The sequence below is a fragment of the Streptomyces bauhiniae genome (assembly GCF_004784475.1).
In the GTDB taxonomy this organism is placed as follows: Bacteria; Actinomycetota; Actinomycetes; order Streptomycetales; family Streptomycetaceae; genus Streptomyces; species Streptomyces seoulensis.
This window is the reverse complement of the sequence record NZ_SRRT01000003.1, coordinates 596,646-619,080: the sequence shown is the minus strand read 5'-3', so window position 1 is coordinate 619,080 and position 22,435 is coordinate 596,646. Positions and strand designations below refer to the sequence as shown.

General features: G+C 71.9%; 22 protein-coding genes. 6 read left to right on the top strand and 16 right to left on the bottom strand.

Annotation, left to right across the window (positions count from 1 at the left end):
• Positions 1-5: 5 nt before the first annotated feature.
• The 6 genes from mmsB to E5083_RS12900 all read right to left on the bottom strand — a co-directional run bounded on the left by mmsB (position 6) and on the right by E5083_RS12900 (position 7,198).
• Positions 6-1,238, bottom strand: coding sequence for a multiple monosaccharide ABC transporter permease (gene mmsB / locus E5083_RS12925; RefSeq protein ID WP_135785786.1), 1,233 nt, complete (start codon positions 1,236-1,238; stop codon positions 6-8).
• A complete protein-coding gene (mmsA, locus tag E5083_RS12920; protein ID WP_135785785.1) occupies positions 1,235-2,803 on the bottom strand; it encodes a multiple monosaccharide ABC transporter ATP-binding protein in 1,569 nt (522 codons plus the stop codon). Before mmsA ends, mmsB begins: the two co-directional genes overlap by 4 nt.
• Positions 2,803-3,921 (bottom strand): multiple monosaccharide ABC transporter substrate-binding protein, encoded by a 1,119-nt coding sequence (gene chvE / locus E5083_RS12915; RefSeq protein WP_135785784.1) that lies wholly within the window; start codon positions 3,919-3,921, stop codon positions 2,803-2,805. The genes mmsA and chvE overlap by 1 nt, the downstream gene beginning before the upstream one ends.
• A gap of 83 nt (positions 3,922-4,004) precedes the next feature.
• Entirely contained in the window at positions 4,005-4,973 is a 969-nt protein-coding gene (locus E5083_RS12910; protein ID WP_135785783.1) for a hypothetical protein, read from the bottom strand.
• An 81-nt stretch (positions 4,974-5,054) separates the two neighbouring features.
• Positions 5,055-6,044, bottom strand: a complete 990-nt coding sequence (locus tag E5083_RS12905; protein ID WP_135785782.1) for a zinc-dependent alcohol dehydrogenase — start codon at positions 6,042-6,044, stop codon at positions 5,055-5,057.
• Positions 6,041-7,198: a mandelate racemase/muconate lactonizing enzyme family protein gene (locus E5083_RS12900; RefSeq protein WP_135785781.1), complete on the bottom strand. Its 1,158-nt coding sequence runs from the start codon at positions 7,196-7,198 to the stop codon at positions 6,041-6,043. The genes E5083_RS12905 and E5083_RS12900 overlap by 4 nt, the downstream gene beginning before the upstream one ends.
• Before the next feature lie 201 nt (positions 7,199-7,399).
• Here E5083_RS12900 and E5083_RS12895 point away from each other — a divergent pair, with 201 nt between their 5' ends.
• Together E5083_RS12895 and E5083_RS12890 are read left to right on the top strand one after the other, a co-directional pair.
• Complete coding sequence (locus E5083_RS12895) at positions 7,400-8,548, top strand: SCO2400 family protein (RefSeq protein ID WP_135785780.1); 1,149 nt, start codon at positions 7,400-7,402, stop codon at positions 8,546-8,548.
• A 260-nt stretch (positions 8,549-8,808) separates the two neighbouring features.
• Entirely contained in the window at positions 8,809-9,966 is a 1,158-nt protein-coding gene (locus E5083_RS12890) for a serine hydrolase domain-containing protein (protein ID WP_135785779.1), read from the top strand.
• Positions 9,967-10,031: 65 nt separating this feature from the next.
• On the opposite strand, the gene E5083_RS12885 is transcribed toward E5083_RS12890, so the two are convergent.
• Positions 10,032-11,054, bottom strand: coding sequence for an NADP-dependent oxidoreductase (locus E5083_RS12885; RefSeq protein ID WP_135785778.1), 1,023 nt, complete (start codon positions 11,052-11,054; stop codon positions 10,032-10,034).
• Positions 11,055-11,149: 95 nt separating this feature from the next.
• Here E5083_RS12885 and E5083_RS12880 point away from each other — a divergent pair, with 95 nt between their 5' ends.
• Complete coding sequence (locus E5083_RS12880; protein ID WP_135785777.1) at positions 11,150-11,602, top strand: MarR family winged helix-turn-helix transcriptional regulator; 453 nt, start codon at positions 11,150-11,152, stop codon at positions 11,600-11,602.
• A gap of 61 nt (positions 11,603-11,663) precedes the next feature.
• Complete coding sequence (locus E5083_RS12875) at positions 11,664-12,452, top strand: EI24 domain-containing protein (RefSeq protein WP_135785776.1); 789 nt, start codon at positions 11,664-11,666, stop codon at positions 12,450-12,452.
• Between the two features lie 176 nt (positions 12,453-12,628).
• On the opposite strand, the gene E5083_RS12870 is transcribed toward E5083_RS12875, so the two are convergent.
• Together E5083_RS12870 and E5083_RS12865 are read right to left on the bottom strand one after the other, a co-directional pair.
• Positions 12,629-13,600, bottom strand: coding sequence for an aldose epimerase family protein (locus E5083_RS12870; RefSeq protein ID WP_135785775.1), 972 nt, complete (start codon positions 13,598-13,600; stop codon positions 12,629-12,631).
• 15 nt (positions 13,601-13,615) lie between these two features.
• Positions 13,616-14,497, bottom strand: coding sequence for an SGNH/GDSL hydrolase family protein (locus E5083_RS12865; RefSeq protein WP_135785774.1), 882 nt, complete (start codon positions 14,495-14,497; stop codon positions 13,616-13,618).
• Between the two features lie 266 nt (positions 14,498-14,763).
• Here E5083_RS12865 and E5083_RS12860 point away from each other — a divergent pair, with 266 nt between their 5' ends.
• The gene (locus E5083_RS12860) at positions 14,764-15,258 is read left to right on the top strand and encodes a DUF3145 domain-containing protein (RefSeq protein WP_031179712.1); all 495 of its coding nucleotides are present in this window, start codon (positions 14,764-14,766) and stop codon (positions 15,256-15,258) included.
• Between the two features lie 70 nt (positions 15,259-15,328).
• On the opposite strand, the gene fabF is transcribed toward E5083_RS12860, so the two are convergent.
• The 5 genes from fabF to E5083_RS12835 form a co-directional block, all read right to left on the bottom strand.
• Positions 15,329-16,591, bottom strand: coding sequence for a beta-ketoacyl-ACP synthase II (gene fabF, locus E5083_RS12855; RefSeq protein WP_135785773.1), 1,263 nt, complete (start codon positions 16,589-16,591; stop codon positions 15,329-15,331).
• Positions 16,592-16,673: 82 nt separating this feature from the next.
• Entirely contained in the window at positions 16,674-16,922 is a 249-nt protein-coding gene (locus E5083_RS12850; protein ID WP_135785772.1) for an acyl carrier protein, read from the bottom strand.
• An 82-nt stretch (positions 16,923-17,004) separates the two neighbouring features.
• Positions 17,005-18,036: a ketoacyl-ACP synthase III gene (locus E5083_RS12845; protein WP_135785771.1), complete on the bottom strand. Its 1,032-nt coding sequence runs from the start codon at positions 18,034-18,036 to the stop codon at positions 17,005-17,007.
• A gap of 16 nt (positions 18,037-18,052) precedes the next feature.
• Positions 18,053-18,991, bottom strand: a complete 939-nt coding sequence (locus E5083_RS12840) for an ACP S-malonyltransferase (RefSeq protein WP_135785770.1) — start codon at positions 18,989-18,991, stop codon at positions 18,053-18,055.
• Positions 18,992-19,080: 89 nt separating this feature from the next.
• On the bottom strand, positions 19,081-20,289 hold the full coding sequence (locus tag E5083_RS12835) for a PucR family transcriptional regulator (RefSeq protein ID WP_135785769.1): 1,209 nt from the start codon (positions 20,287-20,289) through the stop codon (positions 19,081-19,083).
• Between the two features lie 117 nt (positions 20,290-20,406).
• Here E5083_RS12835 and E5083_RS12830 point away from each other — a divergent pair, with 117 nt between their 5' ends.
• A complete protein-coding gene (locus tag E5083_RS12830; protein WP_135785994.1) occupies positions 20,407-21,060 on the top strand; it encodes a pirin family protein in 654 nt (217 codons plus the stop codon).
• Positions 21,061-21,063: 3 nt separating this feature from the next.
• Here the strand turns inward: E5083_RS12830 and E5083_RS12825 are convergent, their stop codons facing one another.
• Positions 21,064-21,885, bottom strand: a complete 822-nt coding sequence (locus E5083_RS12825) for a serine hydrolase domain-containing protein (protein ID WP_135785768.1) — start codon at positions 21,883-21,885, stop codon at positions 21,064-21,066.
• Between the two features lie 19 nt (positions 21,886-21,904).
• On the bottom strand, positions 21,905-22,375 hold the full coding sequence (locus tag E5083_RS12820) for a GNAT family N-acetyltransferase (RefSeq protein WP_135785767.1): 471 nt from the start codon (positions 22,373-22,375) through the stop codon (positions 21,905-21,907).
• Positions 22,376-22,435: the final 60 nt, after the last annotated feature.

Sequence of the window (22,435 nt, the reverse complement as noted above, 5' to 3'; positions counted from 1 at the left end):
GCCCCTCACGCCCCCGACCTGCGCTTGTTCCAGACGTCGAAGCCGACCGCCAGCAGCAGCGCGAGCCCCTTGATCACCTGCTGCCAGTCGGTGCCGACGCTCAGCAGGTTCATCCCGTTGTTCAGCACCCCGAGCACCAGCCCGCCGATGATCGCGCCGAGCACCGTGCCGACCCCGCCGCTCATGGACGCACCGCCGATGAACGACGAGGCGATGGCCTCCAGTTCGAAGTTGACGCCCGCCTTCGGCGAGGCCGCGTTCAGCCGGGCGGCGACCACCAGTCCGGCCAGCGCCGCGAGGACGCCCATGTTCAGGAAGACCAGGAAGGTGACCTTCTTGTCCTTCACCCCGGACAGCTTCGCCGCGGGCAGGTTGCCGCCGATCGCGTACACATGCCGGCCGAAGACCGCGTTGCGCATGAGATACCCGTATCCGACGACCAGCGCGCCGAGGGCGATCAGGATGATCGGGGCACCCTTGTAGCTGGCGAGCAGCAGGGTCAGGGCGAGGATCGCGGCGACCAGCGCGGCCAGCTTCAGCGCGAACAGCCGCAGCGGGGGCACCTGGAGCGCGAACTCCCGCTGTCTGCGCCTGCCTTGGACCTCCTGCCAGACCACGGCCGCGATCAGCACCAGCCCCAGCAGCAGGGTCGGATTGTGGTAGTCGGTGTCGGGGCCGAACGCGGGCAGGAAGCCGTTGCCGATCTTCTGCAGCCCGTCCGGGAACGGCCCCAGGGTCTGCCCCTTCAGCAGGATCTCCGTCAGCCCCCGGAACAGCAGCATCCCGGCGAGCGTCACGATGAACGACGGGATACCGAGATAGGCGATCAGATATCCCTGTACCGCCCCCGCCGCCGCGCCCACCAGCAGGCACAGCACCAGTGCCAGCGGCCAGGGCACGTCGTGCCGTACGTTCAGCACCGCCAGGAACGCCCCGACGAACGCGGTCAGCGAGCCCACCGACAGATCGATGTGCCCCGAGATGATCACCAGCATCATCCCGATCGCCAGTACCAGGATGTAGCTGTTCTGCAGTACCAGGTTGGAGACGTTGCGCGGCAGCAGCAGGTCCCCGTCGGTCCACACCGCGAACAGCACCACGATCAGGCCGAGCGCGATCACCATCCCGTACTGGCGCATGTTGCGGCGCAGGCCGTCCAGCATCAGCCGGAGCACGCCCGGCCCGGCGGGCGGCCCGCCGCGCTCCGGCGGGGCCGGGGCCGTCACGTCCGCGCTCATGGCGTCACCTCTTCGTCTCTGGTCATCAGGCGCATCAGCGCTTCCTGCGTGGCCCCGGCCCGCGGCACCTCGCCGGTCAGCCGGCCGGCGGCCATGGTGTAGATCCGGTCGCACATGCCGAGCAGCTCGGGCAGCTCGGAGGAGATGAAGACCACTGCCCGGCCCTCGGCCGCGAGCCGCCCGATCACGGTGTAGATCTCGTACTTGGCGCCCACGTCGATGCCCCGCGTCGGCTCGTCCAGGATCAGCACGTCCGGGTCCGCGAAGATCCACTTGCTGAGGACGACCTTCTGCTGGTTGCCGCCGGACAGCCGGCCCACCGGCTCCAGCACGGTCGGCGCCTTGATGTTCATGGCGGTACGGAACTCCTCGGCCGCCCGCCGCTCCGCGTGCTCGTCCACGATCCCGCGCCGGGCCACCTTGCCGAGCGCCGTCAGCGACACATTGCGGTGCACGGTGTCGATGAGGTTGAGCCCGTAGTGCTTGCGGTCCTCGGTGACGTACGCGATCCCGTGCCCCACCGCCTCCGCCACGGTCCGGGTGCGGATCTCCCGGCCGTCCTTGAGCACCGTGCCGCCCGCGTACCGGCCGTAGGAGCGGCCGAACACGCTCATCGCCAGCTCGGTGCGGCCCGCGCCCATCAGCCCGGCGATGCCGACGATCTCACCCCGCCGCACCTCGATCGACACGTCGTCGACGACCTTGCGCTGCCGGTCGATCGGATGCCGTACGGTCCAGCCGCGCACCTCCAGCGCCGGAGCCGCACCCAACTCCGCCCTATGCGGCGGGCGTTCGGGGAAGCGGTGGTCGAGGTCGCGGCCGACCATGCCTGCGATGATCCGCTCCTCGGTGGTCCCCGGCGCCCGCACGTCCAGCGTCTCCACCGAGCGGCCGTCACGCAGCACGGTCACCGAGTCGGCGACCCGGCGGATCTCGTTCAGCTTGTGCGAGATCACGATGCAGGTGATGCCCTGGGCCTTCAACTCCAGGATGAGATCGAGGAGTTTGCCGCTGTCCTCGTCGTTCAGGGCGGCCGTCGGCTCGTCCAGGATCAGCAGCCGTACCGACTTCGCCAGCGCCTTGGCGATCTCCACCAACTGCTGCTTGCCGACGCCGATGTCCGCGACGCGGGTCTCCGGATGCTCGTCCAGGCCGACCCGGCGCAGCAGCTTCGTGGCGTGCCGCAGGGTCTCCGTCCAGTCGATCAGACCGCGCCGGGCGTGCTCGTTGCCGAGGAACAGGTTCTCCGCGAGGGAGAGATACGGCACCAGCGCCAGCTCCTGGTGGATGATGACGATGCCCTGCCGCTCACTGGCCCGGATGTCCTTGAACCGGCACTCCTCGCCCTCGAAGAGCACCTCGCCCTCGTAACTGCCGTACGGATGAACCCCGGAGAGCACCTTCATCAGGGTGGACTTCCCGGCGCCGTTCTCCCCGCAGATGGCGTGCACCTCGCCCGGCCGGACGGTCAGGGTGACGTCGGAGAGGGCCTTGACGCCGGGGAACGTCTTGACGATCGAGCGCATCTCGAGCACGGGCCCGGCCGTGCTGGGGGAGCCGGCCATCACTTGAGCTGGGACTCGGTGTAGTAGCCGCCGTCGACCAGGACCTCGCGGTAGTTGCCCTTGTCGACGCTGACCGGCTGGAGCAGATAGGCGGGCACGACCTTGGCACCGTTGTCATAGGTCTTGGAGTCGTTGACCTCGGGCTTCTTGTCGTTCAGGGTCGCGTCCACCATGTTCGCGGCGACCTCGGCGAGCTTGCGGGTGTCCTTGTAGACGGTCTGCGTCTGCTCCCCGGCGATGACCGACTTCACCGACGCCAGCTCCGCGTCCTGCCCGGTGACGACCGGCAGCGGCTTGCCCTTCGAGCCGTACCCGTCCGACTTCAGCGCGGACAGGATGCCGATCGAGATGCCGTCGTACGGCGAGAGCACCGCGTCCACCCGGCCGGAGCGGTACGCCGAGGTCAGCAGGTCCTCCATGCGGTGCTGGGCGGTGGTGCCGTCCCAGCGCAGCGTGGTGACCTGGTTGAGCGAGGTCTGCCCGGACCTCACCACGAGCTGCTTCTTGTCGATGTACGGCTGGAGCACCTTCATCGCGCCGCCGAAGAAGTACTTGGTGTTGTTGTCGTCGTTGGACCCGGCGAACAACTCCAGGGAGAACGGCCCTTTCTTGCCGCTGTCCAGCCCCAACTTGTGGGTGATGTACGTGCCTTGCAGCTCGCCGACCTTCTCGTTGTCGAACGAGGCGTAGTAGTCCACGTTCTTGGTGCCGAGGATCAGCCGGTCGTAGGCGATGACCGGGATGTGCGCGTCGGCGGCCTCCTGGAGCACGTTGTTCAGGGACTTGTTGTCGATCGCCGCGATGATCAGGCCCTTGACGCCCTGGGTGATCAGGTTCTCGATCTGGGCGACCTGCTGGTCCGGGTCGTCCTCGCCGTACACCAGCTTGGTCTGGTAGCCCTTGGCGCGCAGGTTCTTGACGACGTTGGCGCCGTCCGCGATCCAGCGCTCGGAGGACTTGGTCGGCATGGCGACGCCGATGGTGCCTCCCTTGGCGTCACCCCCCTTGTCCTCACTCCCGCCCTCCCCGCTCTGCCCGCAGGCGGTCAGGGTGAGGGCGAGTACGGCGGTCGCGGCGAGGGCGACTCTGCGGGGGCGTGCGGTGTACCGGTCGCGCATGGGGAACCGTCCTTGTTCGTCTCGGCGTTGGGTGTCTCGGCGTTGAGCGGGTCGGGCCGTGCGGTGGTGCGGGGTCGTACGGGTCACGCGGTCGTAGGGAAGCGGTGCAGCGGGCCGGGGAGGCGGGTGCCGAGCGGGGCCATGCCGCCGTCGGCGCCGTGCCGGGCGAGCAGGTCGAGCACCAGCCGGCCGCGCCGCACCCGTTCCCGCGCGGTGTCCAGGGCGACGCTCCGGAGGTGGGCGCCCCAGGGGTAGATGCCGGGCGCCTTCGACAGGCCGAACTTCAGGTACAGCGGGGCGCCGCGCCGGATCAGCTCGGCCACCTCGTACATCCGTACCTGGCCGCCGAGGTCGTCCGGCGCCTCGATGTACATGTCCATGGGGGCGCCGGACACCCGGCGGATCTCGGTGAGATGGGCGAGGGTGAGATCACTGGGCACGTTGATCGAGTCGGCGCCCAGCCGCTCGAACACCGCGTAGGAGACCGGGTTGACCGGGCCGATCAGTGCGGAGACCTTCAGCGTGGTGTCCGCCGGGAGCATCCCCGACTCCCGCGCCCGGTGCAGCGCCCACAGCACGCCCTCGTCGGCCACCAGCAGGCAGCGCACGCCCAGTTCGGTCGCGCGCACCGCGTCCTCCACGCAGCCGGCGACCGCGTCGTGACCCCGGGCGCGCGGGCCGCCGCCGCGCGAGTCGGAGCGCACCGCGCCACCGGTGTCCCAGGTGCCGCGTGGCCCGGTGAACAGGCACAGCTCGATGCCGCGTTCGCGGGTCGCCCCGGCCATTTCGGTGATCTCGGCGTCCGTGAGCATCCAGACGCCGCTGCCCTGGCTGACCCGGTGCACCGGCACCTCCAGCCGCGCCGCCTCGGCCAGCACGACGGCCAGCGCCTCGGGCCCCTCGCACGACGGGATCTCGGTACGCCAGCTCCCGCCGCCCGGGAAGCGGTACGGGGAGGCGTCGGCGGGGTCGGGCGCGGGCGCGGCCAGCCCCAGAGCGGCGAGCGCCTGCTCACCGGGCCTGCGGACTGCCGGGGCGGAAAGGTCGGTCACGGGCTGCCTTTCGTGTTCGGTATGCCGGACAGGGTTCGGATCTTCGGGCGTACGAGCCCCTAGGGGACGCGTACGCCCAGGTCAGGGCAGCAACAGCACCTTTCCGGGCCCGTTGGTCTCGACCGCCCGCGCGAACTCGGTCAGCGGCAGCCGGTGCGACACCAGGGGCAGGGGGTCCAGCCGCCCGGCGCCGAACAGCCGGACCGCGTGCGCCCAGGCGGCCGGGGGTGCCCCGAAGACGGTCCGTACCTCCAGCCGCCGCAGGACGAGGTCGGCCGGGTCCAGGCCCGCCGCGCCCGGCGCCGGGATGCCGGTCAGGACCAGGCGCCCGCCGCGCCGGAGCAGTGCGGCGGCCGTGACCGCCGCCTCGGCGGAACCCGCGGCCTCGATCACCACGTCATAGCCGCCGGGCAGCTCGGGGCCGCTCACGGCGAAGCCGGTGGCGCCGAACTCCTTTGCCAGGGCCTCGCGTTCGCGGTCCAGGCCCACCGCCAGCAGTTCGGCGGGGGAGACCGCCGCGAGGAAGCGCGCCGCGAGCATCCCGAGCGTCCCCGTGCCGACCACCGCCACCCGCTCACCGGGCCGGACGTCGGCGAGCAGGGCGGCGGCCGCGACACAGGCGGCGGGCTCCAGCAGGGCGGCCGCGGTGAGGTCGGCGTCGTCGGGCAGGGGGTGCAGCAGCCGGGCGGGGAGGGTGAGGGTGGGGGCCGTCGCTCCGGGGTGGGTGAAGCCGGTCTCCTCGTACCCCGCCTCGCAGAGCGTGGTCTCGCCCGCGTGACAGCGGGCGCACACTTGGCAGTTGCGGAAGCCCTCGCCGACCACTTTGCGGCCGACCAGGTGTTCCGGCACCCCGGTGCCCACCTCGCGTACCGTGCCGGACCACTCGTGGCCGGGCACCACGGGGTAACGCACGTACGGCGCGGGGCGGTTGCCCCGGTACAGCTCGCGGTCGCTGCCGCAGATGCCCACCGCGTGCACGGCGACCAGCGCCTCGCCGGGGCCGGGCGTACGAGGCGTGTGCGGCTCCAGCCGGTGCGTGCCCGGCGCCTCCACCACCACCTGGACGCTCACTTCGTCACCTTCGGCCGGCGCCGCTCCCAGCCCTCGGCCCACAGGTCGAACCGGGCCTGCTGCTGCGGGAATTCGGCCGCCGCGTCGGTGTCCAGCTCGACGCCGAGGCCGGGGGCGTCGGAGAGGTGGAAGTAGCCGTCGACCACCTCGGGGGCGCCCTTCACCACCGTCTTGATCTCGGCGTCCGCGAAGTCGTTGAAGTGCTCCAGGACCTTGAAGTTCGGTGTGCTGAAGCCGACTTGGAGCGACGCGGCGGTGAGCACCGGGCCGCCCACGTTGTGCGGGGCGAGCAGCAGGTAGTGGGTCTCGGCGGTCGCGGCCAGCTTGCGGGTCTCCCAGATGCCGCCGATGTGGCCGACGTCGGGCTGGAGGATGTCCGCCGCCTGGCTCTCGAACAGCTCCCGGAACTCGATCCGGTCGTGCATCCGCTCCCCGGTGGCGACGGGTATGTCCACCTTGGCGGCCACCTTCTGCAGCGCCTTCAGGTTCTCCGGCGGTACCGGCTCCTCCAGCCAGGCCGGGTCGAAGGGCGCCAGTTCGCGGGCGAGGCGGATCGCGGTGGCGGGGGAGAAGCGGCCGTGCATCTCCAGCATCAGCTCGGTGTCCGGGCCGATCGCGTCCCGTACGGCCTCGATCAGGGAGACGGCGTACCGGGTGCGCTCGTGGTCCAGCTCGAAGTGGCCGGTGCCGAACGGGTCGATCTTCAGGGCCCGGTAGCCCCGCGCCACGACCGCGCGGGCCGCCTCGTGGTACGCCTCCGGGGTGCGCTCGGTGGTGTACCAGCCGTTGGCGTACGCCTTGACGCGGTCGGTGACCTTTCCGCCGAGCAACTGCCACACCGGTACGCCGAGCGCCTTGCCCCTGATGTCCCAGCAGGCCATCTCGACCACCGCGATGCCGGACATCACGATCTCGCCGGCCCGGCCGAAGTCGCCGTACTTCATCCGGCGGACCAGGTCCTCCACGGCGAACGGGTCCGAGCCCGCGATGTGGTTGGCCTCGGCCTCCCGCAAGTAGCCGAGCAGGGCGTCGGTGTGGCCCAGCATGCGGGTCTCCCCGACACCGGTGAGCCCTTCGTCCGTGTGGACCTGCACATAGGTCAGATTCCGCCACGGTGTGCCGACCACATGGGTGCTGATTCCGGTGATACGCACGCCCGTCCACCCCTCGGTGTTCGAAATTTCGTCATGCGTTCGAAATGCTGGCGTGACAGTAGGGAGGGCGCGCGGGGGGTGTCAATGGGTCGAACACGTAACGGTTCCGGCAAAGGCGTGTACGCAGGCGTCTCTCCCGCACCAAACCTTCACAGCGGCACCTAGGAACGGGACCCGAGTGGAATCTAGTCTTCCCGCGTCATGGACTACTGCCACCCGTGCCGACGGCACCTCAACGGCGCCCTCGCCTGCCCCGGCTGCGGCGCGCCCGCCCTGACCGCCGTCGGGCCGGCGAGTGCCTCCGGCGGTTCGGCGGACCCGTACGGGCGGAGCCCCCAGGCGACCCCGGCCGCCCCCTACGGGGAAGGCGCCCCGGCGGTCCCTTACGGGGAAGGGGCCCCCGCCATCCCCTACGGGCAGGACGGCCAGGCCGCCCCCTACGGGCTGGCTGCTCCGGCCGCCCCCTATGGGGAAGGCACCCCCGCCACCCCCTACGGGCAGGACGGCCCGGCCGCCCCCTACGGGCAGGACGGCCCCGCCACCCCCTACGGGCAGGACGGCCAGGCCGCCTCCTACGGGGAAGATGCCTCCGCCGCCCCTTACGGGCAGGCTGCCCCGGCCGCCTCCCCTTACGGGCAGGACGCCCCCGCCGCCCCCTCCGGGGGAGGCGCCCCGACCCCCGGCCCCCCGGCCGCCCCCGAACCCCCGAAGGTCCCCCGCCAGGCCGACCGGCGCGGCACCTACGAGCCCCCCACGGCCTCCGCCGCCTCCACGGACCCCACGGACTCCCCAGACGCCGACGACCCCTACGGCGACCCGGACTCCGACGACCCCGCCCCCGACGGCAGCCGCCGCGACCGCAAAGCTGCCGCCCACCGCCGCCGCAGACGCCGCACCCTCCTCATCGCCACCGGCTTCGTCCTCGCGGCAGCAGCCCTGAGCCTCGCCGAACTCGGCGCCGACGCCCCCTTCTCCTTCGACCGCCCGGCCTCCAGCGACGCCTCCCCGGACGGCGGCTCCGCCTCGGTCTCCCCGGCCCAGTCGGGCGCCCCCCTCACCGACACCACGGCAGGCACGTCCACCACCCCCAGCACCTCCGCCTCCGCATCGGACTCCCCCTCCGCCTCCCCTTCCGCGTCCCCCACGAAGAAGGCATCCGAGTCCCCGACGGTGAACCCCACCACCGACAGCCCTGCCACCACCCCCCAGCACTCCGAGGCCCCCGCCCCGGCCGACCCGGCCCCGCAGAAGCCCACCCCCACCCCCACGGCGGCCCCCACCACGACCAAGCCCGCCCCGGAGCCCACCCCCACCAAGACCTGCGACCGCTTCCTGTGGTGGTGCAGCTAGGGGACACGTGCCCCGACATGTGGTGAGCGGCCGGCCCACGGGTAGGCGACCCCGACGACCCGGCCGCCCGCCCGCCTCCCCCCACCGGTCATACGAACCCCGTGCAGTACGCCATCCGGGGCAACGGTGACACCAACCGGGCCCTGCGGCGGTTGAGTCGAACAGGTACATCTCGCCGTACACGACCTCGGAATGCGCCGGCCGGACCCGGCGCCGTGCGAGGAGGAGCAGCGAGCAGCGGCTCAGTTGAGGAGAACCGGATGACACAGGACAGCACCGTCCAGGGCACCGTCGCCGAGGGGTACGAGGCGGTGCGGGAGGAGTTCGCCGCCTTCGTCGCCGGTGAACAGCCGGACTATGAGGGCCAGTTGTGCGCCTACGTGGACGGCCGCCGGGTCGTCGACCTGTGGGCGGGCGACGGCGTCGACGCCGGCTCGCTGTACGGCGTCTTCTCCTGCACCAAGGGCGCCGCCCACCTGGTCGCGGCCCTCCTCGTACAGGACGGCACCCTCGAACTGGACCGCAAGGTCACCTACTACTGGCCCGAGTTCGGCGTCGAGGGCAAGAGCACCCTCACCCTGCGCGACCTCCTCGCCCACCGCGCCGGACTCGTCGGCACCGACACCGGCTTCAGCCCGGCCGAGCTGGCCGACGACCGCGCGCTCGCCGAACGCCTCGCCGACCAGCGCCCCTTCTGGCGCCCCGGCAACGCCTTCGGCTACCACGCGCTGACCATGGGCGCCCTCACCGGCGAGGTGGTCCGCCGGGCCACCGGCCACACCGTCCAGGAGCTGTACGAGGAGCGCGTCCGCGCCCCCTACGGGCTGGACTTCCACCTCGGCCTGCCCGCCTCCCGCGAGCCCCGCTTCCGCGCCACCCAGCCGATGCTGCCGACCCCCGCCCAGCAGGCGGAGGCCGAACTGCGCCGCACCGGCCCGCACACCCTGCCGTCCATCGCCCGGAACCAGCACGCCCCCACCCCCACCGACCTGGAGTCGCTGCCCAACGACCGCGCCGTGCGCGCGAGCGGCCCCGCCTCCGTGGGCGGCGTCGCCTCGGCGCGCGGCCTGGCCGGGATGTACGCGGCGATGATCAGCGAGGTGGACGAGAAGGCGCCGCTGCTCAAGAGCGACACCCTCGCCGAGTTCGGCCAGCCGCACTCGGCAGGACACGACCTGGTGTGCCGCTCGCACGCGGTGTTCGGCCTGGGCTTCGAGTGCACGGCCGAGACCTGGCATTCCTTCCTCGGCGCCGGCACGGTCGGCCACTGTGGCGCGTCCGGCGCGCAGGCGTTCGCCGACCCGCGCGCCGGGCTCGCCTACGGCTACACCCGCCGCCGCTTCGCCTACCCCGGCGGCGCGGCCCCGGAGAACGACCGGCTGGCCGCCGCCGTCCACGAGGCGGCACTGAAGGGCTGAGACACGGCGGAGGCCGCACCCCACGTCCAGGGTGCGGCCTCCGCGAGGTCCGACGACCTCACCGGTCAGAGCTTGACGATCATCTTGCCGGTGTTGTCCCCGCGCAGCACCCCGAGGAACGCCTCCACCATGTTCTGGATGCCGTCCACGACCGTCTCGCGGTACTTCAGCTTGCCCGACGCGACCAGGGGCGCGATCTCGCGGACGAACTCCGGCTGGAGGTCGTAGTGGTCGCCGACCAGGAAGCCCTCGATCCGGCCGCGGGTCTGGATCAGCCGGGCGAGGTTGTTCGGGCCGGGGGCGGGCTCGGTGTTGTTGTAGACCGAGATCGCGCCGCAGATGGCGATCCGGCCGTGCAGGTTCAGCTCGGCGATGGCGGCCTGGAGGTGGTCGCCGCCGACGTTGTCGAAGTACACGTCGATGCCGTCCGGCGCGGCCTCGCGGAGCTGCTCGCCCACCGGGCCGTCCTTGTAGTTGAACGCGGCGTCGAACCCGTACTCGTCGACCAGCAGCCGCACCTTCTCGTCGGACCCGGCCGAGCCGATGACCCGCGAGGCGCCCTTGAGCTTGGCGAGCTGGCCGACCTGGCTGCCCACCGCGCCGGCCGCGCCGGAGACGAAGACGATGTCGCCCTCCTTGAACCCGGCGGTGCGCAGCAGACCGGCGTACGCGGTCAGGCCGGTCATGCCGAGCACCCCGAGGTAGGTGGAGAGCGGCGCGGCGTCCGGGTCGACCTTGACGGCCTGCCCGGCGTCCACCGCCGCGTACTCGCGCCAGCCCAGGAAGTGCAGCAGATGGTCGCCGGCCTCGATGCCGTCGACGTCGGAGGCGACGACCACGCCCACCGCGCCGCCCTGCATCGGCTCACCCAGCTCGTACGGGGCGGCGTAGGACTTCGCGGCACTCATCCGGCCCCGCATGTACGGGTCCACTGAGAGGTATTCGTTCCGTACCAGCACCTGGCCCTCGCCGGGCTCCGGCATCGGCACCTCGACCAGCGCGAAGTCCTCGGGCTTCGGCCAGCCCACGGGACGCTCGAGCAACTGCCACTCACGGCTCACGGCGGGAAGGGCGGGGGAGTCGGACATTTAAGGCGACCTTCTTCCTCAAACTACTTCAGTACCTGAAACAACCATGCGCCTGAATATTTCATGATGTCAAGTAACCCGGTATCCTGGACCGCATGTCCACCCAGCCGCCGCGTCCCCCCGCGCGTCACCGCGCCGCCGACCCCCTGACCATGGAGGTCGTCGAGCTGATCGGCGACGTCGTGGCCCGCTTCCACGCGGACTACGAGGAGGCCGCGGCCGGCCACGCGCTCACCGGACCGCAGGCCCGCCTGCTCAGCCTCCTCGCCCTGGAGCCGCTGCCCATGCGCAAGCTCGCCCAGCGGCTGAAGTGCGAGCCGTCCAATGTGACCGGGATCGTGGACCGGCTGGAGTCGCGCGGCCTGGTCGAGCGCCGCCCCGACAGCGCCGACCGCCGGGTCAAGCTCGCCGCGGCCACCGAGGAGGGCGTGCGGGTCGCCCGCGACCTCCGCGAGGGCCTGCACTTCGCCCGCGAACCCCTCGCCGGCCTCTCCACCGCCGAACGCTCCTCCCTGCGCGACCTGCTCCGCCGGATGCTCGGCGCCTGAAACCCGCGACGCCTGAAACCCGCGCAGCCTGAAACCGGCGGCTGCGGGTAAAGTCCCCGCCATGCGCGATCTCGGGGTGGGGTTCCGTCATCTCCTCAACGGCCAGCGGTGGGTGGCCCAGCACGGCCGGCAGTACGGCTTCGGCCTGCTGCCCGGCCTGATCACCCTCGTCCTCTACGTGGCGGTGCTGGTCGCGCTCGGCGTGTGGGGCTCCGACGCCGTCACCTGGGCGACCCCGTTCGCCGACGACTGGTCCAGCCCCTGGCAGGGCGTCTTCCGGGGCTTCCTCACCGTCGTCCTGTTCGCGCTCGCCCTGCTGCTGGCCGTCCTCACCTTCACCGCGGCCACCCTGCTCATAGGCCAGCCCTTCTACGAGAGCCTCTCCGAGCGCACCGACGCCGACGTCTCGCCCGACGGCACCGCGCCCAGCTCCGACCGGCCGATGTGGCGCGACCTGTGGATCTCCGCCCGCGACAGCCTGCGCATCCTGGTACGGGCCTGCGTGTGGGGCATCCTGCTCTTCGCGCTCGGCTTCCTGCCCGTGGTCGGCCAGACCGTCGTCCCCGTCCTCGGCTTCTTCGTCACCGGGTTCTTCCTCACCGAGGAACTCACCTCCGTCGCCCTCCAGCGCCGGGACGTCGACCTGCGCGCCCGCCTCGCCCTGCTGCGCTCTCGCAAGATGCTGGCCTGGGGCTTCGGCGTCCCGCTGGGCCTCGCCTTCCTGGTCCCCGTGGTCGCGGTGTTCCTGATGCCCGGCGCGGTCGCGGGCGCCACCCTGCTGACCCGCGACCTCCTCGGTGAACCCCTCGCCGAGGAGCAGCCGGAGAGCGACCGGCCGGTCACCGCCTGAGCCCGGCCCGGCGGCCCAGAAGGCGAAGTCGTGACACGGGCGTGAAGGGTTCGTAGGAGAACCCGCCCGCACCCCCGATCCGGCGCCCCCGGCCACCCGCGGCGGATTACCGTCGACATCAGCCCCGGTCCCGGAACCTGACACCCGGACCGGGGCTGAATACTGTCCGGGGCGGCTCAGCGCGTCCCGAAGCCGTACACCGTCGCGGAGCGGTACACCTCGCCCGGCTCCAGCCGGGTGGTGGGGAAGTCCGGGCGGTTGGGGGAGTCCGGGAAGTGCTGGGTCTCCAGCGCGATTCCGTCGCCCGGCGCGAACGGGGCGCCCAGATGGTCGGCGGTGTAGAGCTGGATGCCCGGCTCGGTCGTCGCCACCGTCAGCACCCGCCCCGACGCCGGGTCGTACAGCTCGGCCACCTCCTCGGCCTCCGCCGTGACGCCCTTGTCCAGCACGTAGTTGTGGTCGTACCCCGAGCCGACCTTGCGGGAGACGCGGAAGTCGAAGCGCGAGTCCGTCACGTCCACCGGCTCGCCCACCGGGATCAGCCCCTCGTCCACCGGCGTGTACCGCGAGGCGGCCAGCCGCAGCTCATGACCGCCCGCGTGCCCCGAGCCGCCGAGGTTGAAGTACGAGTGGTTGGTGAGGTTCACGACCGTCGGCGCGTCCGTCACCGCCTCGTAGGCGATCCGCAGCGCACCCGACTCCTGAAGCGTGTACGTCGCCGAGACCTCAAGACGCCCCGGAAAGCCCTCCTCGCCGTGCGGGCTGACCCGGCTGAGCCGCACCCCGTGCTCCACCGGCTCCGCGTCCCACACGTACCGGTCGAAGCCCCGGTCGCCGCCGTGCAGCGAGTTGGGCCCGTTGTTGCGGGCCAGCGCGTACGTCCGCCCGTCCAGCGGGAAGCGGCCGCCCGCGATCCGGTTGGCGTACCGGCCCACCAACGCGCCCAGATACGGGCCCGGATGGTCCACATAGCCCTCGACGGAGGGGAACCCGAGCACCACGTCCGCCGCGTGCCCCTCCCGGTCCGGCACCTCGGCCGACTGCACGATCCCGCCGTACGACAGCACCCGGACCCGTACCCCACCGCGCTCGAGCGTCCAGCGGTGCACCGGGGTCCCGTCGGAAAGTGTGCCGAAAAGTTCGCCCATGTGGGAAACCTTAGGTCACGGTCTGTGCTCTGTGACCGTCCGGTACGCGATCTCCGCGAGCCGGGCCTGACCGTCCCGGCTCGGGTGGAACCAGTCCCACTGGCTCAACTGCCCGGTGCCGAAGCGGTAGTCGAAGACCGCGTTGCCGTCGGAACGGCAGCGCTCGTCCTTCGCGCACACCTCGGCCAGCACCGTGTTGTACGCCTCCACCCGGTGCTGGACCTCCTGCCGGCGCACCGTCGCCGCCTCGGTCAGGTCGTCCGCGCCGCGCAGCATGGAGGGGCAGATGCCCAGCTTCCACACCTCCTTGCCCAGCGGATCGGCCCGGCCCTCCGACCACAGCCGCAACAGGTTCGGCACACTCGCCACGTACACCTGCGTCCTGGGCAGCTTCTTGCGCAGCGTCGCCATCGAGCGCTCGAAGTCCGCGCGGAAGTCCGCCACCGGGGTCATCGCCGACACCGAGGACCGGCAGGCGTCGTTGGCGCCCACCATCACTGTCACCAGCTCCGGGCGGCGCCGCACCGCCTCGGCCATCTGGCCGGGCAGGTCGGCCATCCGGGCGCCGGTCACCGCGTAGTTCCAGCCCCGCTCGGCCGCGCCCTGCCGCCCCAGCAGCCGTACCGCGAGGCTGTCCACGCCGGTGTCCGCGCCCGTCGCCCAGGACACCTCGGGGCAGTCCGCGAGCACCTGGCAGGCGTCGAAGCCACGGGTGATGGAGTCGCCCACCGCCGCGACCGAGTCCGGGTGGACGTTCCACACCGGGGAGGGCCTGGCGGACGGCCGGGACACGCCCGTACCTCCGTCGCCGCCCCGGATGGAGTCACAGCCGCTCGCCAGCACGGCCGCCGCGAGCACGGCGAGGACGGCCCGCGCCCGGTGGCCTGGTTTCCGCATCCCCGCAGGTCTCCTCGCTCCTTCGCGCACCGACCGCCGGTGCGCCCACTCATCACAACGTGCGCGGGTTCCCGTCCGCCCCCGCTGGAACGGCACACCCCCGTACAAGCGTCCCCCTGGGTGAATGGGAGAGGTTTCCTGGCACCGGGACCGACGGTACGTCACACTCCTTGCATCCCCGCAAGGTAGCCTCGCCATCAACGCGGCCGTCGCGTCATGGCCGCTCGACCAGCCCGCAAGATGTCCCGCTCAGCCCGGAGGTTCCGGTGACGACACGTGGAGTTCTGTACGTGCACTCCGCGCCGCGCGCGCTGTGCCCGCATGTCGAGTGGGCCATCGCCGGGGTGCTGGGCACGCGCGTCAGCCTGGACTGGATCAGGCAGCCCGCCGCCCCCGGCACCTGGCGCTCGGAATTCTCCTGGCAGGGCGAGGCGGCCACCGCCTCCAAGCTGGCCTCCGCGCTGCGCGGCTGGCAGTTGCTCCGCTTCGAGGTCACCGCCGAGCCCTCCGCCGCCGCCGAGGGCGAGCGCTACAGTTGCACCCCCGAACTCGGCATCTTCCACGCCGTCACCGGCATCCACGGCGACATCCTCATCCCCGAGGACCGCCTGCGCGCCGCCCTCCAGCGCAGCCGCCAGGGCGAGAGCGACCTGGAGGCCGAACTCTCCAAGCTCCTTGGCAAGCCCTGGGACGACGAACTCGAAACCTTCCGCCACGCGGGCGAGGGCGCCCCGGTCCGCTGGCTCCACCAGGTGGTGTGAACCGCCGTAACGCGCCTGTACGCGAGAAAGGCCCCCACCGGTCGGTGGGGGCCTTTCTCGGTGCTTCAGGTCAGATGGTGCGGAAAGCCAGCACCACGTTGTGGCCGCCGAAGCCGAACGAGTCGTTCAGCGCCGCGATGCGGCCCTCGGGCAGAGCCCTCGGCTCGCCCACGACGACGTCCGCGTTGACCTCGGGGTCCAGCTCGGTGACGTTGATCGTCGGCGGGGCCTTGCGGTTCACCAGGGCCAGGATGGACGCGACGGTCTCGATACCGCCCGCGCCGCCCAGCAGGTGACCCGTCATCGACTTGGTCGCGGAGATGGCCATGTGGTCGACGTCGTCGCCGAAGACCTTCCGCAGCGCCTTGACCTCGGCCACGTCGCCCTGCGGCGTCGACGTCGCGTGCGCGTTCACGTGCACGATCTCCGCCGGCTTCAGGTCGGTCGAGTCCAGCAGGTTCTGCAGCGCCTGCGCGATGCCGTTGCCCGACGGCTCCGGCTGCGTGATGTGGTGCGCGTCGGCCGAGATGCCCTGGCCGATCGCCTCGGCGTAGACCCGGGCACCGCGCGCCTTGGCGTGCTCCTCGGACTCCAGCACGATCACACCGGCGCCCTCACCGAGCACGAAGCCGTCACGGCCCGAGTCGTAGGGGCGGGACGCGCCCTCGGGGTCGTCGTTGTTCTTGGACATCGCCATCATGTTGCCGAAGGCGACGATGGGCAGCGGGTGGATGGCGGCCTCGGTACCACCGGCGACCACCACGTCCGCACGCCCGGTGCGGATCATCTCGATCGCGTACCCGATGGCCTCGGCGCCGGAGGCGCAGGCCGAGACGGGGGTGTGCACACCGGCGCGCGCGCCCAGCTCGATCCCGACGTTGGCCGCCGGGGAGTTGGGCATCAGCATCGGCACGGTGTGCGGGGAGACCCGGCGTACGCCCTTCTCCTTCAGCACGTCGTACTGGTCGAGGAGGGTCGTCACGCCGCCGATGCCGGAGGCGATGACCGCGCCGAGGCGGTCGGGGTTCACGGACTGGTCCTCACCGGCCTTGGCGGTGAAACCGGCGTCCTTCCAGGCTTCCTGAGCGGCGATCAGCGCGAACTGCGCCGACCGGTCCAGCTTGCGGGCCTGCGGCCGGGGGAGGATCTCACCCGGCTCGACGGCGATCTGCGCGGCGATCTGGACCGGCAGCTCGGCCGCCCACTCCTGCTCGAGGCGGCTGACGCCGGACCGGCCGGCCAGCATGGCCTCCCAGGTGGAAGCTGCGTCGCCACCCAGCGGTGTGGTTGCGCCGATACCGGTGACGACCACGGTGCGATTGGTCGGGCTCACGGGAATTCTTTCTCCAACAGATGCGGGATCTACGGCGCCACCGCCGGGTGGCGGGGCCTAGCAGCTAGGACCGAGGGGTGACTCAGCCCTGGTGCTTGAGGATGTAGTCGGTGGCGTCACCGACGGTCTTCAGGTTCTTGACGTCCTCGTCGGGGATCTTCACGTCGAAGCGCTCCTCGGCGGCGACGACGACCTCGACCATGGACAGGGAGTCGACGTCGAGGTCGTCCGTGAAGGACTTGTCGAGCTGGACGTCCTCGGTGGGGATGCCGGCGATCTCGTTCACGATCTCGGCAAGGCCCGCGACGATCTCTTCCTGGGTGGCGGCCATGTCAGGCGCTCTCCTTCTTCGATGTTCAGACAATGAGGTGGCAATTTTCCCGTATCGGACCAGGTGGTCCGGCACGGAGTGCCTAGGGGAGGGTAACGACCGTGGCGGCGTAGACCAGACCCGCCCCGAATCCGATGACGAGCGCCGTGTCGCCGCTCTTGGCCTCGCCGGTCGCCAGAAGCCGCTCCATGGCGAGCGGGATCGACGCGGCCGAGGTGTTGCCGGTGGTACGGATGTCACGGGCGACCGTGACATGCTCCGGCAGCTTCAGAGTCTTCACCATCGAGTCGATGATCCGCACATTGGCCTGGTGCGGGATGAAGACGTCCAGGTCGTCCGAGGAGATCCCGGCCGCGTCCAGCGCCTGCTGGGCGACCTTCGCCATCTCGAACACGGCCCAGCGGAACACCGCCTGGCCCTCCTGCGTGATCGCCGGGAACTTGATGTTCCCCGCGCTGTCCAGGGGGAGTTCGGTGACGTCCCCCACGTGGAAACGGTCCCACGGGACGGTCTGCTTGATGGTGCCGGCCTTGTCGCCCTCCGAGCCCCACACCGTGGGACCGATGGCGGGCTCCTGGGACGGGCCGACCACGACCGCGCCCGCGCCGTCACCGAACAGGAAGGCCGTCGCGCGGTCCTCCAGGTCGGTCAGGTCGCTGAGCCGCTCCACGCCGATGACGAGCACGTACTCGGCGGAACCTTCCACCACCATGCCCTTGGCGAGGGTCAGGCCGTAGCCGAAGCCCGCGCAGCCCGCCGAGATGTCGAACGCGGCGGCCTTGTCGGTGCCCAGCTTGTCCGCGATCTCCGTGGCCACGGCCGGGGTCTGGCTGAAGTGCGAGACGGTGGAGACCACCACGGCGCCGATCCGGTCGGCGGCGATGCCCGCGTCGGCGATCGCCTTGCCGGCCGCCTCGATGGACATCGCGGCGACCGTCTCGTCCGGGCCCGCCCAGTGCCGGGTCTCGATCCCGGAGCGGGACCTGATCCACTCGTCGGAGGAGTCGATCGTCTCCAGGATCACCTCGTTGGGCACCACCCGGGTCGGGCGGTAGCCGCCCACCCCGAGGATGCGCGCGTACGGGGCGCCCTTGCTGGGCTTGATCTTCGCCATTGGCATGGACTCCTTGTCAGGCGCCCGCCGCGTCAGCGGCAGGAGTCGCGGTCTCGGCGATGAGCGCGCGCGCCGCGTCGAGATCCTCGGGGGTCTTCAGGGCGAGCGTCCGTACACCGGGCAGTGCGCGCTTGGCCAGGCCGGTCAGCGTGCCGCCGGGGCACACCTCGATCAGCGCGGTGACGCCCAGTTCCTTGAAGGTCTCCATGCACAGGTCCCAGCGGACCGGGTTGGCGACCTGGCCGACCAGCCGCTCCAGCACCTCGGCGCCGGACGCGACCGTACGGCCGTCCTTGTTGGAGACGTAGGTCAGCTTCGGGTCCGCCGGGGCCAGCTCGGCCGCGGCCTTGGCCAGCGTCTCGACGGCGGGCGCCATGTGGCGGGTGTGGAAGGCGCCGGCCACCTTCAGCGGGACGACCTTGCGGACGCCCTCCGGCTTGTCCTCCGCCAGCGCGGCCAACTGCTCCAGCGTGCCCGCCGCGACGATCTGGCCGGCGCCGTTGATGTTGGCCGGGGTCAGGCCCAGCTTCTCCAGGTGCGCGACGGAGACCTCGGGGTCGCCGCCGAGCAGCGCCGACATGCCGGTCTCGGTGATCGCGGCGGCGTCGGCCATGGCCAGACCCCGCTTGCGCACCAGGTTCAGGGCGGCGACGTCGTCCAGCACGCCCGCGAAGGCGGCGGCGGTGATCTCGCCGACGCTGTGGCCCGCGACCGCGCCCGGCGCGATGTCACCCAGTGCCGCGGCGGACAGCAGACCGGCGGCGACCAGCAGCGGCTGGGCCACGGCGGTGTCGCGGATCGCGTCCGCGTCGGCTTGCGTCCCGTAGTGGACGAGGTCCAGTCCGATGGCGTCGGACCACGCGGCGACGCGGTCGGCGGCACCGGGGAGTTCGAGCCAGGGGGTCAGGAAGCCGGGCGTCTGGGCGCCCTGGCCGGGAGCGACGAGTACGAGCACTCTCACACTCTCTCTTGGAGACGGCCGAAGCCGCCCGTGGGGACAGGGACGAAGAACACGGAAGGCTTTTGTGGGCCCCCGACAAAAGGCTAGGGCTGGGACTCCCCATCGGTGAGCCGCCCCAGGATCAGGGCGATCCGCAACGTGAACGCGGATCGTACATCGGAGGGCGACCAACCGGTGACGTCAGTCACACGTCGGAGCCGGTAGCGCACGGTGTTCGGGTGAACGAAGAGCATCCGCGCCGCGCCCTCCAGGCTGCTCGCCTGCTCCAGGTAGACACTCAGGGTCTCCAGCAGCGCCGAGCCCGCCTCCTCCAGCGGTCTGTAGATCTCCTCCACCAACTGCTCGCGCGCACTGGGATCACCCGCGATCGCGCGCTCCGGAAGCAGATCGTCCGCCAGCACCGGCCGGGGCGCGTCCTGCCAGGCGGTGCACGCCTTCAGTCCGGCCGCCGCGGCCTGCGCGGAGCGGGTCGCGGCCTGGAGGTCGTGCATGACCGGCCCCGCCACCACCGGGCCCGCCGCGAACGGCCCGATCAGCGACTTGGCCACGTTCAGCGGCTGCACCGAGCTGCCCCCGGCGATCACCACCAGGCGGTCCCCGAGCACGCCGGTGAGCACCTGGAGCTTGGCGTGCCGGGCGGCCCGCCGGATCGCCTCCACGGTCAGCTCGCTGTCGCCGTCCGGGGCGGTGCCGAGCACCACGCAGACGTGCTCCGGCGAGTTCCAGCCGAGGGCCGCCGCCCGGCTCACCGCGCCCTCGTCGGCCTCGCCGCTGAGCACCGCGTTCACCACCAGCGACTCCAGCCGGGCGTCCCAGGCACCGCGTGCCTCGGCGGCCTGGGCGTAGACCTGGGCGGTGGCGAAGGCGATCTCGCGGGCGTAGACCAGCAGCGCCTCGCGGAGCACGCGCTCGTCGCCGGGTGCGGCCACCTCGTCGATGGCGCTCTCCATGACTTCGATGGTGGTGCGCACCATCTCCACGGTCTGGCGCAGCGTGATCGCGCGGGTCAGCTCTCGGGGGGCGGTGCCGAAGACGTCGGTCGAGATGGCCTGGGGCGCCTCGGGGTGCCGGAACCACTCGGTGAAGGCGGCGATGCCGGCCTGCGCCACGAGCCCGATCCAGGACCGGTTCTCCGGGGGCATGGCCCGGTACCACGGCAGGGTGTCGTCCATCCGCGCGATGGCCTGCGCGGCGAGACTCCCCGAGGACTTCTCCAGCCGCCGCAGGGTCGCGGTGTGCGGGTGGACGGCGGGTACCGCGGGGTCGCTGTGGTGGGATTCGGGTTCGGGCACGTGGACAAGACTGCCTTATCGGGACGCGCGCATGTGCCGCCGGGTCCGTCTCGCTCTTCCGCACCGGCCGGTACATGCCTGCGGCACGGGCGCCGCGCGCACTACCGTGGGGGCGTGATGGAGGTACGGCGCGCCGCTGAGCGTTACCACGGAGGAGACCCGGAGGCGGGCATCGACTCCCGGCACGCCCTGTCCTTCGGGCCGCACTACGACCCCGCGAACCTGCGCTTCGGCGCGGTGATCGCCTGCAACGAGGAACGGCTCGCGCCCGGCGCCGGGTTCGACGAGCACCCGCACAGTCACACCGAGATCGTCACCTGGGTCGTCGAGGGCGAGCTGACCCACCGGGACTCGGCCGGCCACGAGAGCGTGGTCCGCCCCGGTGACGTACAGCACCTCAGCGCGGCCGCGGGCGTCCGGCACGTCGAGCGCAACGACGGCACGGTCCCGCTGACCTTCGTCCAGATGTGGCTGGCCCCGCTGAAGCCCGGCGGGGAGCCGTCGTACGAGGTGGTGCCGGGCATCGCCGACTCCACGCCGTACGCGCTGCCCGGCGCCGGCGCGATGCTGCATGTGCGGCGGCTGGCGGCGGGGGAGCGGACGGCGGTGCCGGACGCCGCGCACCTCTACGTCCATGTGGTGCGCGGCGAGGTGGGCCTCGCGGGGGAGACGCTGGGCCCCGGCGACTCGGCCCGGATCACCGGCGCCGAGGGGCTCGCGGCGGTGGGGGTGACGGCGGCGGAGCTGCTGGTGTGGGAGATGGGCCCCTAGGGGTCAGCCCCGGACCTCCGCCAGCACCGCGTCCGTGAACACCGGCCACGCCTCGATGGCCCAGGGCCCGAAGGCGCGGTCGGTCAGGGCGACGGCGGCGACCTGGGCGTCCGGGTCGGTCCACAGGAAGGTGCCGGACTGGCCGAAGTGGCCGAAAGTGCGCGGGGAGGAGGAACTCCCGGTCCAGTGCGGGGACTTGGCGCCCCGGATCTCGAAGCCGAGGCCCCAGTCGTTGGGGTTCTGGTGGCCGTATCCCGGTAGTACGCCCTTGGTACCCGGGTACTGCACGGTCATCGCCTCCGCGACCGTCCTGGGGTCCAGCAGGCGCGGTGCCTGGAGTTCGGCCGCGAAGCGCAGCAGGTCCGCCACCGTGGAGACGCCGTCCTTGGCGGGCGAGCCCTCCAGCGAGGTCGAGGTCATGCCCAGCGGCTCCAGCACCGCCTGGCGCAGATACTCGGCGAAGGGGATGTCGGTGGCCTTGGCGACGTGGTCGCCGAGCTGCTCGAACCCGGCGTTGGAGTACAGCCGCCGCTCGCCGGGCGCGGACATCGTGCGGTGCTCGTCGAAAGCCAGCCCGGAAGTGTGCGCCAGCAGATGGCGGACCGTGGCCCCGGGCGGCCCGGCGGGCTCGTCCAGCTCGACGGCCCCCTCCTCGTACGCGACCAGCGCCGCGTAGGCGGCCAGCGGCTTGGTCACCGAGGCCAGCGGAAAGCGGTGGTCCACCGGACCGTGCGTGCCCACCACGGTCCCGTCGGCCCGCACAACCCCCGCGGCGGCGGTGGGGACGGGCCAGTTCTCGATCAACACCAGGCTCTGCAACGACATACCGGCGACCCTATGCGCCTCACAGCCGCAGCTCCATCAAGGGGTCGGGCTTGGGCTTGAACCCCAGCGCCTCGTACAGCGGGCGGGCGTCGGCGGAGGCGGTGAGCTGGATCTGCCGGGCACCCCGCTCGCGGAACCAGCCCAGCAACCCGTCCATGCACGCACGGGCGTACCCCCGGCGCCGGGTACCGGGATCGGTGGCGACGCTGAACACGAAGCCGACCACGCCCCGCGGATTGGACTCGCGCCCGATCCGGTACTCGGCGGTCCCCACCGCGAGCGCGGCCAGCGCCCCCGGCCGCTCCGGGTGGTCCACCACGAAGGCGGCGAAGGTGCCGTCCGGGTCGGCCAGCCGGGCGCGCAGGGCCGGCAGGGACTCCGCGTGCCAGGTCCCGGCGTCACCGCCCCCGGAGACGGAGTCGAGCATCACCTGGCGCAGGCGCAGCACTTCCGGCGCGTCCTCGGGCAGGGCCCGGCGTACGAGGCTCATGCGCGGCACGCTAGCGTCCGGTCCTGTCTCTCGTCCTGGTCATTTCTGCCGGATACCGCT

Coding starts and splice junctions, on each gene's coding strand:
- chvE (WP_135785784.1), bottom strand. CDS start 3,921: ATGCGCGACCGGTACACCGCACGCCCCCGCAGAGTCGCCCTCGCCGCG.
- E5083_RS12825 (WP_135785768.1), bottom strand. CDS start 21,885: ATGTCGTTGCAGAGCCTGGTGTTGATCGAGAACTGGCCCGTCCCCACC.
- E5083_RS12850 (WP_135785772.1), bottom strand. CDS start 16,922: ATGGCCGCCACCCAGGAAGAGATCGTCGCGGGCCTTGCCGAGATCGTG.
- E5083_RS12845 (WP_135785771.1), bottom strand. CDS start 18,036: ATGGCGAAGATCAAGCCCAGCAAGGGCGCCCCGTACGCGCGCATCCTC.
- mmsB (WP_135785786.1), bottom strand. CDS start 1,238: ATGAGCGCGGACGTGACGGCCCCGGCCCCGCCGGAGCGCGGCGGGCCG.
- E5083_RS12875 (WP_135785776.1), top strand. CDS start 11,664: ATGCGCGATCTCGGGGTGGGGTTCCGTCATCTCCTCAACGGCCAGCGG.
- E5083_RS12895 (WP_135785780.1), top strand. CDS start 7,400: ATGGACTACTGCCACCCGTGCCGACGGCACCTCAACGGCGCCCTCGCC.
- E5083_RS12890 (WP_135785779.1), top strand. CDS start 8,809: ATGACACAGGACAGCACCGTCCAGGGCACCGTCGCCGAGGGGTACGAG.
- E5083_RS12870 (WP_135785775.1), bottom strand. CDS start 13,600: ATGGGCGAACTTTTCGGCACACTTTCCGACGGGACCCCGGTGCACCGC.
- E5083_RS12865 (WP_135785774.1), bottom strand. CDS start 14,497: ATGCGGAAACCAGGCCACCGGGCGCGGGCCGTCCTCGCCGTGCTCGCG.
- E5083_RS12830 (WP_135785994.1), top strand. CDS start 20,407: ATGGAGGTACGGCGCGCCGCTGAGCGTTACCACGGAGGAGACCCGGAG.
- E5083_RS12880 (WP_135785777.1), top strand. CDS start 11,150: ATGTCCACCCAGCCGCCGCGTCCCCCCGCGCGTCACCGCGCCGCCGAC.
- mmsA (WP_135785785.1), bottom strand. CDS start 2,803: ATGGCCGGCTCCCCCAGCACGGCCGGGCCCGTGCTCGAGATGCGCTCG.
- E5083_RS12820 (WP_135785767.1), bottom strand. CDS start 22,375: ATGAGCCTCGTACGCCGGGCCCTGCCCGAGGACGCGCCGGAAGTGCTG.
- E5083_RS12885 (WP_135785778.1), bottom strand. CDS start 11,054: ATGTCCGACTCCCCCGCCCTTCCCGCCGTGAGCCGTGAGTGGCAGTTG.